Annotated in this window: 12 protein-coding genes; 1 reads left to right on the top strand and 11 read right to left on the bottom strand. The window is 69.9% G+C overall.

Annotation, left to right across the window (positions count from 1 at the left end; genetic code table 11):
* Positions 1-6: 6 nt before the first annotated feature.
* Both CWN80_RS03060 and dnaE read right to left on the bottom strand, forming a co-directional pair.
* Entirely contained in the window at positions 7-2,151 is a 2,145-nt protein-coding gene (locus tag CWN80_RS03060; protein ID WP_238148038.1) for a S9 family peptidase, read from the bottom strand.
* On the bottom strand, positions 2,148-5,747 hold the full coding sequence (gene dnaE, locus CWN80_RS03055) for a DNA polymerase III subunit alpha (RefSeq protein WP_128276860.1): 3,600 nt from the start codon (positions 5,745-5,747) through the stop codon (positions 2,148-2,150). Before dnaE ends, CWN80_RS03060 begins: the two co-directional genes overlap by 4 nt.
* A gap of 172 nt (positions 5,748-5,919) precedes the next feature.
* Here dnaE and CWN80_RS03050 point away from each other — a divergent pair, with 172 nt between their 5' ends.
* Positions 5,920-7,452: an AMP-binding protein gene (locus CWN80_RS03050; RefSeq protein WP_238148037.1), complete on the top strand. Its 1,533-nt coding sequence runs from the start codon at positions 5,920-5,922 to the stop codon at positions 7,450-7,452.
* A gap of 129 nt (positions 7,453-7,581) precedes the next feature.
* On the opposite strand, the gene CWN80_RS03045 is transcribed toward CWN80_RS03050, so the two are convergent.
* From CWN80_RS03045 to ftsZ, 9 genes are all read right to left on the bottom strand, one after another.
* Positions 7,582-8,517 (bottom strand): RluA family pseudouridine synthase, encoded by a 936-nt coding sequence (locus CWN80_RS03045; protein WP_007925264.1) that lies wholly within the window; start codon positions 8,515-8,517, stop codon positions 7,582-7,584.
* Positions 8,514-9,128 (bottom strand): signal peptidase II, encoded by a 615-nt coding sequence (gene lspA, locus CWN80_RS03040; RefSeq protein WP_128276859.1) that lies wholly within the window; start codon positions 9,126-9,128, stop codon positions 8,514-8,516. Before lspA ends, CWN80_RS03045 begins: the two co-directional genes overlap by 4 nt.
* The gene (locus tag CWN80_RS03035; RefSeq protein WP_007925268.1) at positions 9,101-9,859 is read right to left on the bottom strand and encodes a TraR/DksA family transcriptional regulator; all 759 of its coding nucleotides are present in this window, start codon (positions 9,857-9,859) and stop codon (positions 9,101-9,103) included. The genes lspA and CWN80_RS03035 overlap by 28 nt, the downstream gene beginning before the upstream one ends.
* Before the next feature lie 194 nt (positions 9,860-10,053).
* Complete coding sequence (locus CWN80_RS15925; protein WP_007925269.1) at positions 10,054-11,118, bottom strand: DivIVA domain-containing protein; 1,065 nt, start codon at positions 11,116-11,118, stop codon at positions 10,054-10,056.
* Between the two features lie 72 nt (positions 11,119-11,190).
* The gene (locus tag CWN80_RS03025) at positions 11,191-11,466 is read right to left on the bottom strand and encodes a YggT family protein (RefSeq protein WP_007925270.1); all 276 of its coding nucleotides are present in this window, start codon (positions 11,464-11,466) and stop codon (positions 11,191-11,193) included.
* Positions 11,467-11,508: 42 nt separating this feature from the next.
* A complete protein-coding gene (locus tag CWN80_RS15735; RefSeq protein ID WP_007925271.1) occupies positions 11,509-11,982 on the bottom strand; it encodes a cell division protein SepF in 474 nt (157 codons plus the stop codon).
* A 50-nt stretch (positions 11,983-12,032) separates the two neighbouring features.
* Complete coding sequence (locus tag CWN80_RS03015; protein WP_007925272.1) at positions 12,033-12,737, bottom strand: YggS family pyridoxal phosphate-dependent enzyme; 705 nt, start codon at positions 12,735-12,737, stop codon at positions 12,033-12,035.
* A complete protein-coding gene (locus tag CWN80_RS03010; protein WP_040880709.1) occupies positions 12,734-13,465 on the bottom strand; it encodes a purine nucleoside phosphorylase YfiH/LACC1 family protein in 732 nt (243 codons plus the stop codon). The genes CWN80_RS03015 and CWN80_RS03010 overlap by 4 nt, the downstream gene beginning before the upstream one ends.
* 116 nt (positions 13,466-13,581) lie before the next feature.
* Complete coding sequence (gene ftsZ, locus CWN80_RS03005) at positions 13,582-14,892, bottom strand: cell division protein FtsZ (protein WP_128276858.1); 1,311 nt, start codon at positions 14,890-14,892, stop codon at positions 13,582-13,584.
* Positions 14,893-14,915 lie beyond the last annotated feature (23 nt).

The raw sequence follows: 14,915 nt of genomic DNA, 5'->3' as shown, positions 1-14,915 counted from the left end.
CGGCGGTCAGCGCCGCTCGGTCGCCCCGATCTGGTCGAGGACCCAGGCCCACTCCCAGGCCGTCTGCTCCCACGCGTCGTAGCGGCCGGAGCGCCCACCGTGCCCGGCGCTCATCTCGGTGCGCAGCAGGATCGGACGCTCGTCGTCGTGACGCGTCACCTCACGCAGGCGAGCCACCCACTTGGCGGGCTCCGTGAAGTAGACCCGGGTGTCGTGGAGCGATGTCGTCGCGAGGATCGGGGGGTACTCGACCGGCGCGATGTTTTCGTACGGGCTGTACCCGCGCATGTACCGGTAGACCTCGGGGTCCTCGAGCGGGTTGCCCCACTCCTCCCACTCGCCGACGGTGAGCGGGAGATCGGGCCGCAGGATCGTCGTCAGCGCGTCGACGAAGGGCACCGCCGCCAGCACCGCGGCGAAGCGGTCCGGGGCGAGATTGGTCGCCGCGCCGACGAGCAGGCCGCCGGCGGAGCCCCCTTCGATGGCGAGGCGGTCGCGGGCCACCCACCCGCTGTCGTGGAGGTACTCGGCAACAGCGACGAAGTCGGTGAAGGTGTTGCGCTTGAGCAGCATCTTGCCGTCGTCGTACCACTGGCGCCCCAGCTCGCCACCGCCCCGGACGTGGGCCACGGCCCACACGACGCCGCGGTCGAGCAGGGAGAGCCGGGCGATGGAGAAGTACGGGTCGAAGCTCATCTCGTAGCTGCCGTACCCGTAGAGCAGACCGGGGTTGCTGCCGTCGGCCACGACACCGCGTCGCCGCACGAGGGAGACCGGCACGTGCGTGCCGTCCGGCGCGACGGCCCAGACGCGCTGCTGCTCGTAGTCGTCCAGGTCGACGCCACCGAGCACCTGGTGCCGCTTGAGGACGACCCGCTCCCCCGTGGCCACGTGGACGTCGAGCACCGACCGGGGCGACACCCAGGACTCGTGGACCACCCGGATGCGGTCTGCGTCCGGGTCGGCGACGGGGCCGAGGTGCACGGAGTGGAGCTCGTCGTCGAAGGTCACGTCCGTCGCCGGACCGTAGTCACCCACGGCGAAGGGAGTGGACCGCACCTGCCGGGGCAGGACGCGCAGGGCCGGCAGTCCGTCCACGCGGAGGGAGAGGACGGCGAAGTCGTCGAAGGCGTCGATGCCGACGAAGCGCTCGCCGTCGGTGCGCTCGAGCAGGGGCTGCCACTGCTCGTGGGTCGTCGCGTCGAGCGGGGCCCACGCGAGGTCGCCCTCGGGCTGTCGCTCGTTGTGGATGATGAGCAGGTGGTCGCCGGCCGGCTCGACGTCGTACTCGACGCCCTCACGACGGGCGGCCACGCAGCGCATCGGCCCCGTGGGGTCGTGCGCGTCGATGAGGTGGACCTCGGAGGTCGTCTTGCTGCCGAGGCCGAGCACCACCCAGCGCTCGTCGCGGCTGGTGCCCAGCCCCATCCAAAATCGCTCGTCGTCCTCGCGGTGGACGAGCACGTCGTCACCACGGTCGGTGCCGACCTCGTGGCGCCACACCTCGTGCGGGCGCCAGGCCTCGTCGACGGCGACGTGGAAGAGGTACCGGGCGTCGCGCGAGAAGGCCAGCCCGTATCCGGCGCCGACCACGGCGCGGTCGATGACCTCTCGGCTGGCGATGTCCATGACGACGACGTCGAAGCGCTCGTCGCCCGTGACGTCGACGGCGTAGGCCATGCGGGAGTGGTCGGCGCTGACCTCGAAGCCCCCGAGGGAAAAGAACTCGTGCCCGGCAGCGAGCTCGTTGCCGTCGAGCAGGACCTCTTCGCCCGGCAGCGGCCGGGTCGGGTCCAGCTCGGGCACGGCGGCCCGGTCGACGAGGGGCGCCCGACACTGGATGGCGTACTGGCTGCCCTCGACGGTGCGCGAGTAGTACCACCAGCCCCCGGAGGCCACCGGGACGCTGAGGTCGGTCTCGAGAGTGCGCTCCTTGATCTCGTCGAAGAGCTGCTGGCGCAGCGGCGCGAGGTGGGAGGTGAGCGCCTCCGCGTAGGCGTTTTCCGCCTCGAGGTACGACAGCACCTGCGGATCGTCACCGTCTCGGAGCCACTCGTAGGGGTCGTCGACCTCCTCGCCGTGGTGGGTGCGGGTCCACGGCTTCTGCGCGGCGACCGGCGGCGTCGTGCTACCGCTCATTCGCTCGCTCATGCGCTCACCGCCCGGGCGCCGAGGATCACCTTGAGGTCCCCGATGAGGGCCTCCGTCGGCTCGACGCGGTAGGCGGCATCGACCGACATCGTCACCGACCGGCCGGGCTGAACGAGCTTGATCTGCACGTCGGTGCTGCCGGGGTGCTGGGCGAGCACCTGCTTGACCTCCTCGATCCGACCGGTGGTCGCGCGCGCGTAGTCGAGGGTGAGGACGACCGGACCCCGCGGCCCGTCGGTGATCTCGGGGATCGTCAGGTCCTCGGCGTAGAGCGAGACGGAGTCGTCGCGGGCATTCACCCGGCCGCGCACCACCGCGACGATGTCCTGGGTGAGCATCGTCTGGACGGTGAGGTAGGTCTTGGGGAAGAAGAGGCACTCGATGGCGCCCTCGAGGTCCTCGACGGTGGCGATGGCCCAGAGGTCGCCCTTCTTGGTCCGCTTGACGCTCAGCCCGGTGACGAGCCCCGCGATGGTCACGTGGCTGCCCTCCTTGATGCCGGAGTCGGGCTGGGTCAGCGCCGCGATCGAGGTGTCGGCGGCCCGCTGCAGCACGTGCTCGACACCGAAGAGGGGGTGGTCGGAGACGTAGAGGCCGAGCATCTCGCGCTCGTTGGCCAGCTTGGTCCGCTTGTCCCACTCCACCTGGGGCACGGGGCGCAACCCCATGCCCTCCATGCCCGCCGGGCCGGCCTCGGCCTCGTCGTCACCGCCGAACATGTCCCACAGGGAGTCCTGGCCGACGGCCTCCTGCCGCTTGACCCCGACGAAGGCGTCGACGTACTCCTCGTGGACCATGACCAGGCCCTGACGCGGGTGGTCCAGGTCGTCGAAGGCTCCGCCCATGACGAGCGACTCGACGGTCCGCTTGTTGCAGACGACGGCCGGGCACTTGGCGAGGAAGTCGTCGAAAGAGGTGAAGGCCCCCTTCTCCTCGCGGGCCGCAATGATCCCGTCGACGACGTTGCGGCCGACGTTGCGGATGGCGTTGAGACCGAAGCGGATGTCGGAGCCGACGGCCGAGAAGCGTCCCTGCGACTCGTTGACCGACGGCGGCAGGACCTTGATGCCCATGCGACGGCACTCGTTGAGGTAGAGCGCCGACTTGTCCTTGTCGTCGCCGACGGAGGTGAGCAGGGCGGCCATGTACTCGGCCGGGTAGTTGGCCTTGAGGTAGGCGGTCCAGTAGGACACGAGGCCGTAGGCGGCGGTGTGCGCCTTGTTGAAGGCGTAGTCGGAGAAGGGGACGAGGACGCCCCACAGCGCGGCGATCGAGGCCTCGTTGTAGCCATTGGCCTTCATGCCCTCGGAGAAGGGGATGTACTCGGCGTCGAGCACCTCCTTCTTCTTCTTGCCCATGGCTCGCCGCAGCAGGTCGGCGTTGCCGAGGGTGTACCCCGCGAGCTTCTGCGCGATCTCCATGACCTGCTCCTGGTAGATGCACAGGCCGTAGGTCGTGCCGAGGATCGGGCCGAGGGCCTCCTCCATCTGCGGCTGGAGCTTGCCCTTGAGCTGGGGGTCGAGCGGCACGACCTCCTGGCGGCCGTTCTTGCGCAGGGCGAAGTTGGTGTGGGCGTTGACGCCCATCGGGCCGGGTCGGTAGAGCGCGAGGGCGGCGGAGATGTCCTCGAAGTTGTCCGGCTGCATCAGGCGCAGCAGGGTGCGCATGCCCCCGCCGTCGAGCTGGAACACGCCGAGGGTGTCACCCCGCGACAGCAGGCGGTACGTCGCCTTGTCGGTCATGTCCTTGCTCAGGGCGTCGAGGTCGATCTCCTCGCCCCGGTTGTCCTTGATGTTGATCAGGGCGTCGTCGAGGATCGTCAGGTTGCGCAGGCCGAGGAAGTCCATCTTGACCAGCCCGAGCGTCTCGCACGTCGGGTAGTCGAACTGCGTCAGGACCTGGCCATCCTGGAGCCGCCGCATGATCGGGATGACATCGATGAGCGGCTCGCTGCTCATGATGACGCCGGCGGCGTGCACGCCCCACTGGCGCTTGAGGCCCTCGAGGCCCTTCGCGAGGTCGACGACCTCACCGAGGTGCTTCTCGGACTCGACGAGCTGGCGGAACTCCTGCCCCTCCCCGAAGCGGTCGTGCTCCGAGTCCCACATCTTCGCCAGCGGCACGCCCTTGCCCATGACGTCGGCGGGCATCGCCTTGGTCAGCTGCTCGCCGACGTTGAAGGGGTGGCCCATGACCCGGGCGGCGTCCTTGACGGCCTGCTTGGCCTTGATCGTGCCGTAGGTCGCGATCATCGCGACCCGCTCGTCGCCGTACTTGTCGGAGACGTAGCGGATGACCTCGGAGCGCCGACGCTCGTCGAAGTCGACGTCGAAGTCGGGCATCGACTTGCGCTCGGGGTTGAGGAAGCGCTCGAAGATCAGGCCGTGCGGGATCGGGTCGAGGTCGGTGATGCCCATGGCGTAGGCGCACATGGAGCCGGCACCGGACCCTCGGCCGGGGCCGACGCGGATCCCGTTGTCCTTTGCCCAGTTGATGAAGTCGGCGACGACGAGGAAGTAGCCCGGGTAGCCCTTGCCGACGATGACGTCGATCTCGTAGTCAGCCTGCCGCTGCGCGTACTCGGGGATGCCGTCAGGGAAGCGCTTGTGCAGGCCCGTCTGCACCTCCTTGACGAACCACGACTCCTCGTCCTCGCCCGGCGGGCAGTCGAAGCGCGGCATGTACCGCCCTTCGCCCTCGACGAAGGAGACCTCGCACATGTCGGCGACGAGCAGGGTGTTGTCGCACGCCTCGGGCAGCTCGCGCCACAGGTGGCGCATCTCGGCCGGCGACTTGAGGTAGTAGCCCTCGCCGTCGAACTTGAAGCGGTCGGGGTCGTGGAGCTTGGAGCCGGAGTTGATGCACAGGAGCGCGTCCTGGGCGATCGCGTCCTCCTGCTTGACGTAGTGCAGGTCGTTGGTCGCGAGGAGCGGCAGCTGCAGGTCCTTGGCCAGGCGCATGAGGTCGTCGCGGACGCGCCGCTCGATCTGGTTGCCGTGGTCCATGAGCTCGAGGAAGTAGTGCTCGCGGCCGAAGATGTCGCGGAACTCCGAGGCCGCCTCGATCGCCTTGTCGTACTGCCCCAGCCGCAGCCGCGTCTGGATCTCCCCCGACGGGCAGCCGGTCGTCGCGACGAGCCCTTCGCCGTACTGGGAGAGCAGCTCGCGGTCCAGCCGCGGCCACTTGGCGAAGACCGAGTCCAGGGAGGCCCGCGACCCCATGGTGAAGAGGTTGTGCATGCCGGTGTTGTTGCGCGCCAGCAGCGTCATGTGGGTGTACGCGCCACCACCGGAGACGTCGTCGCCCGGCCGCGTGCGCTCGTCGCCCCACTTGACGCGGTTCTTGTCCGTGCGGTGGGTGCCCGGCGCCACGTAGGCCTCGAGCCCGATGATCGGCTTGACGTCGTAGGACTGCGCCGTCTTCCAGAACTCGTGCGCGCCGAAGAGGTAGCCGTGGTCGGTCATCGCGATCGCCGGCATGCCCATCTCCTGGGCGGTGGAAAACATGTCCTTGATCCGCGCGGCCCCGTCGAGCATCGAGTACTCGGTGTGGTTGTGCAGGTGGACGAAGTTCTCGGAACGCGGCAGCTCGGACATCGACCCGAGTCTAGATCGCCCCACCGACACCCCGGCACGCCGCCGGCCGCCTCCCGCGCACCGCTCGGCGCGCCGCCGCCCGAGACGTGCGGTCACCGCGGACGAAGGGGGTTAACGTCGCCTCGACAGAGTCGTCCACACCGCATGGAGGTTCCACCGGATGATCGTGCCGATGTCCGTCAACGACTTCATCGACCGCGCGGCCGCCGTCTACGGCGAGCGCCTGGCGGTCGTCGACGAGCCGGACCAGCCGGCGCCTCCGCTCGAGGGCGTGACCTATGCCCGCATGCGGCAGCTCGCCAATGCGCAGGCGGCCCACCTCGACTCCCTGGGCATCGAGGTCGGCGACCGCGTCGCCGTCGTCTCGCACAACTCGGCGCGGCTGCTCACGAGCTTCTTCGGCGTCGCCGGCTCGGGCCGGGTCCTCGTCCCGATCAACTTCCGCCTCGCTCCCGAGGAGGTGAAGTTCATCGTCGAGCACTCCGGCGCGCGCGTGCTCTACATCGACCCCGAGCTGACCTCACTGATCGACGAGGTGCAGGCCGAGCACACCTTCGTCCTGGGCGAGGACGAGCACCTCTTCGGCGGGATCGACCCGGCCACCGCGCAGCCGCGGGAGTGGGAGCCGGACGAGGCGGCCACGGCGACGATCAACTACACCTCCGGCACGACCGCGCGCCCCAAGGGGGTGCGGATCACCCACCGCAACATCTGGACCAATGCGGTGACCTTCGGCCTGCACGCCGGCATCAGCGACCGTGACGTCTACCTGCACACCCTGCCGATGTTCCACGCCAACGGGTGGGGCATGCCCTTCGCCATGACCGGTGTGGGGGCGCAGCACGTCGTCATCCGCAAGATCGACGGTGCCGAGATCCTGCGCCGGGTCGAGCGCCACGGCGTGACCGTCATGTGTGCCGCGCCTGCCGTGGTCAACTCCGTGCTCGCCGCGGCGCAGGAGTGGGAGGGCGAGATCCCCGGCCGCGACCGGGTGCGCATCATCGTCGCCGGCGCTCCCCCGCCCACGCAGACGATCGCCCGCGTCGAGACGGAGCTGGGCTGGGAGTTCATCCAGATCTACGGCCTGACCGAGACCTCTCCGCTGCTGACGATCAACCGGACCCGGGCCGAGTGGGACGAGCTGACCCCCGAGGAGCGTGCCGGCAAGCTCGTGCGGGCGGGTTCCCCCGCCATCGGCTGCCGGATGAAGCTCGACGAGGAGAGCGGCGAGCTCCTGGCCCGCTCCAACGTCGTCATGGAGGGCTACCACGACCTGCCAGAGGAGACCGAGCGCACCTTCGAGGGCGGCTGGTTCCACACCGGTGATGGCGGCACGATCGGCGACGACGGCTACGTGACGATCAGCGACCGCAAGAAGGACGTCATCATCACCGGTGGTGAAAACGTCTCGTCGATCGAGGTGGAGGACGTGCTTTTCTCCCACCCGGACGTCACCGAGGTCGCAGTCATCGGCGTCCCCGACGACAAGTGGGGCGAGACGATCAAGGCCCTCGTCGTCGTCGCGGAGGGGTCGGAGGCGACCGAGGCCGACCTCATCGCGTGGTGCAAGTCCAAGGCGGCCGGCTACAAGGCGCCGACGACCATCGAGTTCCGCGACGAGCTGGCCCGCACGGCCACCGGCAAGCTGCAGAAGTTCAAGTTGCGCGCTCCCTACTGGGAGGGCCGCGACCGTCGGGTCAACTGACCCAGCCCATGACGAAGGGGGGCGCCACCGTGGTGGTGGCGCCCCCCTTCGGCGTGCTGACGGTCAGCTGTGGACCTTCCTCGTCTTCGAGCCGGTCGTGCCCCGCAGGACCGACGAAGCCTCACCCCGTCAGGACAGGTCGGCGAGCCGGTCCAGGGCCGTCTGCAGGTCCTGCGGGTAGGTGCTCTCGAAGTGCACGTAGTCGCCCGTACCGGGGTGGACGAAACCGAGCCCCATGGCGTGCAGCCACTGCCTCTCGAGACCGAGTCGGGCGCCCAACGTCGGGTCGGCGCCGTAGGTCGGGTCACCGACGCACGGGTGGCGCAAGGCGGCCATGTGCACGCGGATCTGGTGGGTGCGCCCGGTCTCGAGCTTGATCTCGAGCAGGGAGGCGTGGCGGAAGGCCTCGAGGAGCTCGTAGTGGGTGATCGCGTGCTTGCCGGAGTCCATGACGGCGAACTTGTAGTCGCCACTCGGGTGGCGCCCGATCGGCGCATCGATGGTGCCGACGTGCGGGTCGGGCAGGCCCTGGACGAGCGCGTGGTAGGTCTTGTCGACCGTGCGTTCCTTGAAGGCCCGCTTGAGCACCGAGTACGCGTGCTCGCTCTTGCACACGACCATGAGGCCTGAAGTGCCGACGTCCAGCCGCGAGACGATGCCCTGTCGCTCGCTCGCGCCACTCGTCGTGATGCGGTACCCGGAGGCGGCGAGACCGCCCAGGACGTCCGGGCCGGACCAGCCGACGCTCGGGTGCGCCGCGACGCCGATGGGCTTGTCGACGACGACGATGTCCTCGTCGTCGTGGATGATCCGCATGCCGGGCACCGGCTCGGCGACGACGGCGAGCGTCGGGCTGTCGTCGACGGAGGGCAGGGTGACCTCGATGTGCTCACCGGCGCTGACGCGGGCGGACTTGGCGACGGCGCTCCCCTCGACGAGGACCTTGCCGTCGGCGGCCAGCTCGGCCGCGCGGGTGCGGGAGAGGCCGAAGAGGCGCGCCACCGCGGCGTCGATGCGCTCCCCCTCAAGACCGTCGGGGACGAGGACGTTGCGCACATCGGTCACGGTGTCTCCTCCTGGTCGTTGCGGTCGTCGACAGCATCCTCGTGCGCTCCGGCCGCGTGCTGCGGGCGGGTGCCGTCGATGCCGATGTTGGCGAAGACCAGCCAGATGAGCAGCACCGCTCCGGCGACGATCGCGATGTCGGCCACGTTGCCGACGAAGAGCCCGCCGTAGTCGATGAAATCGATGACGTGTCCGCGCAGCGGCCCAGGCTCGCGGAAGAACCGGTCGTAGAGGTTACCGAGGGAGCCGCCGAGGACGAGCCCGAGCGACAGGGCCCACCGGGAGGAGCCGATCCGTGGGGTCGCCCACAGGATGGCGGCCGTCACGGCCACCGCCACGAGCGTCATGAGCCACGTCGTTTCGTCACCGATGGAGAAGGCGGCGCCGGAGTTGCGGATCAGACGAAGGGAGAGGACGTCACCGATGAGCGGGAGGGACCTCCCGTCGGTGAGTGCTCCGAGCGCCCAGACCTTGCTCGCCTGGTCGAGGATGAGCGCCGCGAGGGCGGCGAGGACGTACCAACGAAGCACCCCGGAGCGCGAGGCGGGCGCCGGGGTGTCGTCGTCTGGGGTGTGTGGGGCGCTCAGCGCCGCTCCTGTCGACTCTTGCATGTCATGCACAGGGTCGCACGAGGATAGGCCTGGAGTCGAAGCTTGCCGATCGGATTGCCGCAGTTTTCGCAGATCCCGTAGGTCCCGTCCTCGAGTCGGGCGAGTGCGTGGAGGTTCTGCTCCAGGCCCGTGCGGGCCCCGGCGACGAGGCTCAGCTCGTGCTCGCGCTCGAAGGACTTGGCCCCGGCATCCGCCTGGTCGTCGCCGGCCCCATCGATCGGCTCCTTGAGGAACTCGTTGAGGTCGGTCTCCGCGGAGCTGATCTCCGCCGTGAGGCGCTGGATCTCGGTGTCGAGCTCGGCCCGCACCTCCTTGAGCTCCTTGGCGGTCCACGGGCTCTCGTCCTCCCGGACGACGAGCTGCGCCGCGGTCTTCTTGGCGGGAGCCTTCTTCGCTGCGGTCTTCTGCGCCGCAGCCTTCTTCGTCGTGCTCTTCGAGGTGGACGCCTTCTTCGGCGCGGCCTTGTTCGTGGCGGCCGCCTTCTTCGCGGCTGTCTTCTTCGCGGCGGCCTTCGTGGCGCTCGTCTTCTTCGGGGCGTTCGTCTTCTTCGTGGTCGCCTTCTTCGTGGCGCCCTTCGACGTCGTGCTGCCGTTCGCGCTCGCGGCCGTGGACTTCTTCGCGGTGGTCCCCTTCGCCTCGGGCTCCTTCTTCGACGAGACCCTCTTCACCGTGGCCCGGGCCGCGCTCTTCACACGCTCCGCTGCTCCCGTGGCCGTCTTCTTCGTCGCCATGACCGTCCTCAGATCGGGTTGGCCCGTACCCCTGCACGGACCAGAGTCAACGAAGGGTACGACGTTTTGGCGCAGATCGCGGGATCAGCGCGCGTCATTCTCCGAGAGGCCATCTGCCGGCGTCTCACAGCTGCCAGAGGCGGCGGCCTCCCTGAGTGGGGAGACCGCCGCCTCTGCGGGTCGTGCTGATCCGCTCAGCTCTTGCTGGAGGTGGTCTCCGGCGCGAGAGCCGGTGTGGACTCCAGGCCCTTGAGCTGCGTGCTGATGAAGTCCTTGAGCTTGCGACGGTAGTCGCGCTCGTAGGTCGTCAGCTCGGCGATCTGCGCCTCGATCTTCGTCTTCTGCGCGTTGAGGTCGTCGAGGATCTTCTTGCGCTGCGCCTCGGCCTCGCTGACCATCGTCGTGCTCTTGGTCTGGGCGTCCGAGATGAGCTTGTCGCGCTGCGTCGTGCCCTCGCCGATGAACTGGTCGCGCTTGCCCTGACCGGTCTTGACGAACTCGTCGTGCTTGCCCTGACCCGTCGACACGAGCTCGTCGTGCTTGCGCTGGGCCTCGGCGATGAGCTTGTCGCGCTGGCTCTGGCCCTCGGCGACGTGCTCGTCGTGCAGGCGCTGGGCGAGGGCGATGAGGCCCGACGCGCCGGCGCCACCACCGGCGGCAGCGGCCATCTGACCGGCTCCACCATCGGTCGCGGCCGCGGCGGGGGCCGCGGGCTGCGCGGCGGCAGCCTCCTGACGCTGCTTGGCCTCGGCCTCGGCCTTCTCGGCGGCCGCGTTGGCGGCCTGGATGCGCTGCTGGGCGCGCTCCTCTGCCTCCTGGGCGCGGGCATTGACGGTCGCGATGCGCTCGTCGGCACCCAGCTGGGCCTTGTCGACCTTGGCGTTGTCGCCCTTGGCCTGCTCGTCGTTGGCCCGGGCGGAGCGCTCGAGCTCGCCGGCGCGCTTCTCGGCCGCGGCGCGCGCAGCCGTCTCCTTCTCGAAGCGGGTGCGCAGGTCGTCGAGCCGGGCACGCAGGTCGCGGTTCTCGCGGGTCAGCGCCTCGTCGGCCTGACCGGATCCACCAGCGGCGGCCGCGACCGGAGCCGGGGCGCCGGACCCGTCGGCGGCACGGGCCCGCAGGTCCTCCGAGTCCTTGACCATGCGGCGCATCTCGGCCACGACCTCGTCGAGGAAGTCGTCGACCTCGCGCTCGTCGTACCCACGACGGAACTGGGTCTGGGTGAAGGTCTTGTTGAGGACGTCCTCGGGCGTGAGCGCCATTGTTCCTCCGTATGCGTTCGGACAGATTGCACGCCAGTGCCACGCAGAGCGCGCACGGGCATCACCCTCAGCCTAGACGATGCTCAGCAGCACCGAGACCGCGAGGATGAGCAGCAGGAAGGCGACATCGATCGCGACCCCGCCGAAGCGGATCGGTTTGACCACCCTGCGGATCGCGTTGAGCGGCGGGTCGGTGAGGGTGTAGATCGCCTCGGCGACGACGAGGATGACGCCCTTGGGGCGCCACTGCCGGGCGAAGACCTGGATCCAGTCGAGGACGAGACGACCGATGAGGACGAGGAAGTAGATGTACAGCACGAGGTGCAGCACATCGCGGACGATCGACATGGATTCAGCCTAGGCCGGGGGCCTGTGGCCCCGCTGGGAGGGTCAGCTCTGGTTGAAGAGGGCGCGCGGCTGCTGCGCCTCGCCGCCCTCGGCGTCGACCTCGATGTGCTCGGGCGAGAGCAGGAAGACCTTGTTGGTGACGCGCTCGATGGAGCCGTGCAGGCCGAAGACGAGGCCGGCGGCGAAGTCGACGAGACGCTTGGCGTCGGAGTCGTCCATGTCGGTGAGGTTCATGATGACCGGCGTGTTGCTGCGGAAGCTCTCGCCGATGGCGCGCGCGTCGTTGTACGTGCTCGGGTGGATCGTCGTGATGCGGTTCATCTGGGTGACCTCCACCTCGTGCACGGCAGGAGCGGTGGGGACGCGGCGCAGCGGCGTGACCTCTGCGGGTCGCTCCTCCTCGAGGACCTCGTGGCCGCTCTCGTAGTCGTCGACGTACTGGTCGTCGTAGTCGTCGTAGCGCTTGTCGTCCTCGGCGAGTCCGAGGTAGACCATCGCGTTGCGCAGTGCCGTCATGTCTCTCAAGTCCTTACGTCTTACCGGGGGCCTCGTCGGTGTCACCGAAGTTACCGGTGTGACGCACGAGTTCCGAGGATTGCCGTCCCGACACGCAGGTGTGTCGCACCGTGCCGGACTGCGGACTCGAGGTCGCCGCTCATCCCCGCCGAGAGCATCCAGGCCGACGGGTGGTCGGCGACGAGCGCCTCGTGGAGCCGGGCGAGCAGCGCGAAGGCCGCGTCCGGGTCGCCACCGAGCGGAGCGACGGCCATGAGCCCTCCGAGACGAAGGGAGGACCCCGCGATCGCGTCGGCGAGGGCGGGCACCTCGGCCGGGTCCGCTCCGCCCCGGTGGGCATCGGCGTCGGGGTCGAGGTTGACCTGGATGAGGGCGGTGACCTCGCGGCCGGCGGTCTCGGCGCCGCGGGCGAGCGCCCCGACGAGCTTGAGCCGGTCGACGGACTGGACGACGTCGGCCCACCGCGTGACGGCATTGGCCTTCTTCGACTGCAGCTGACCGATGAAGTGGGTCCGCACCCCGGGGGGCACTCCCCCGTCGTCGAGCTTGGCGGAAGCCTCCTGCTCGCGGTTCTCCCCGATGTCGGTGACGCCGAGGTCGGCGAGCAGGTCGAGGTCGCTGCGGGGGAAGTGCTTCGTGACGACGACGAGGTGGACGTCGTCTCGCTCGCGGCCGCTGGAGGCGCAGGCCGCCGCGATCCGCTCCTCGACCTGCGCGAGGTTGGTGGCTAGCTCCTGCCGACGTGGCCCGGTCATGCCGCCCTCCCGATGACGCCGGCAAAGCGACCGGTTCTACCGTCGCGACGGTAGGAGTAGAGGTCGGCCTCCTCACGGGCGCACCCGGCGATCCACTCGACGGGCACTCCCGCACCGGCCAACTGGTCGACGACCCCGCTCGCCACGTCGATGGCCGGCGTGCCCGACCAGGTGACGGCCGCGGAGACGGGCGCGACGGCGGCTGCGGCCGAGCGCATCTCGTCGGGCACCTCGTAGCAGCGGCCGCAGACGGAAGGCCCGACCGTGGCCCGCAAGTCGACGGCGCCGAGGTCACGCATCGCCTCGACGAGCCGCAGCGCGACCCCCGCCACCATGCCGGGTCGCCCCGCGTGGGCCACCCCGACGAGGCAGCTGCCGGTGTCGTGGACGAGGACCGGGGTGCAGTCGGCGACGAGCACGCCGAGGGCGATGCCCGGCTCGGCGGTGACCATGGCGTCTCCGGTGCCCACGGCACCGGTCTCCGTACGGGGCGCCGTGAGCACGTCGGAGGTCACGTGGATGACCTCGCTGCCGTGGACCTGATCGGCCCACAACGTGGGCAGCCCGAGCGCGGCCTCGAGGGCGGCGCGGTTGCGGGCGACGGCGGTCGGGTCGTCGCCGACGTGGGCCCCGAGGTTGAGCCCGGCGAAGGGGGCCGCACTCACCCCGTCGCGGCGGTCCGTGAAGGCCCGCACCAGTCCTGCGTCGTCATCTCTCCAGCCGAACACGTCTGCAACCTACCTCTCGCCGCCGAGCGCCGGCACATGTCACCGGGACGACGCAGGGCCCCGACCGTGGTGTCGGGGCCCTGCGGGCGATGCCCGGGCCGCTCAGCGGCCCGAGGTCACTTGAGGAAGTCCGGGACGTCCAGGTCGTCGCCGTCGTCGAAGGTCACCTGGCGCGGCGGGGTGGCCTGCTTCGGCTGGGCCGGAGCCTGCTGGGCTGGGGCGGCCTGCTGCTGCGGCTGGGCCTGAGCGGGCGCCTGCTGGGCCGGGGCCGCCTGCTGCTGCGGCTGCTCGGGGGCCTGCTGGGCCGGGGCGGCCTGCTGCTGCGGCTGGGCCTGGGCCGGGCGCTGCTGGGCCGGGACCGCCTGCTGCTGCGGCTGCGCGGGGGCCTGCTGGGCCGGGCGCTGCTGGGTGGGTGCCTGACGCGACTGCCCACCGGACTGGACCTGACCGAGCGCCCGGTCGTCGGGCCGCTGCTGCGGGACGCCCCCGTCGAAGCCGGCGGCGATGACGGTCACGCGCACCTCGTCGCCGAGCGCGTCGTCGATGACCGCACCGAAGATGATGTTGGCCTCGGGGTGAGCGGCCTCCTGCACCAAGCGCGCTGCCTCGTTGATCTCGAAGAGGCCCAGGTCACTGCCGCCCTGGATCGACAGCAGCACGCCGTGGGCACCGTCGACGCTGGCCTCGAGCAGCGGCGAGGAGATCGCGAGCTCGGCGGCCTGGACGGCGCGGTCCTCACCTCTCGCCGAGCCGATGCCCATGAGGGCCGAGCCAGCCCCTTGCATGACGGACTTGACGTCGGCGAAGTCGAGGTTGATCAGGCCGGGCGTGGTGATGAGGTCGGTGATGCCCTGGACACCGGAGAGCAGCACCTGGTCGGCACTGCGGAAGGCGTCGAGCATGCTCACCGCGCGGTCGCTGATCGACAGCAGCCGGTCGTTGGGGATGACGATGAGGGTGTCGACCTCGTCGCGCAGCGCACCGATGCCGGACTCGGCCTGGTTGGCGCGACGACGCCCCTCGAAGGTGAACGGGCGCGTGACGACACCGATGGTCAGGGCACCGAGGCTCTTGGCGATCTTCGCGACGACCGGCGCGCCACCGGTGCCGGTGCCGCCCCCTTCGCCCGCGGTGACGAAGACCATGTCGGCCCCCTTGAGGACCTCCTCGATCTCCTCCGCGTGGTCCTCCGCAGCCTTCTTGCCCACCTCGGGGTCGGCACCGGCACCGAGACCGCGCGTCAGCTCGCGACCGACGTCGAGCTTGACGTCGGCGTCCGACATCAGGAGCGCCTGGGCGTCGGTGTTGATCGCGATGAACTCGACACCCTTGAGGCCGACCTCGATCATCCGATTGACGGCGTTGACGCCACCGCCGCCGATGCCGACGACCTTGATAACGGCCAGATAGTTCTGGGCTGATGCCACGGGGACTCCTGTTGCTGCTGCTC

It is taken from the genome of Janibacter hoylei PVAS-1 (assembly GCF_004025845.1).
In the GTDB taxonomy this organism is placed as follows: domain Bacteria; phylum Actinomycetota; class Actinomycetes; order Actinomycetales; family Dermatophilaceae; genus Janibacter; species Janibacter hoylei.
The sequence above is the reverse complement of the archived record's forward strand: the minus strand, read 5'-3'. Positions and strand labels throughout refer to the sequence as shown.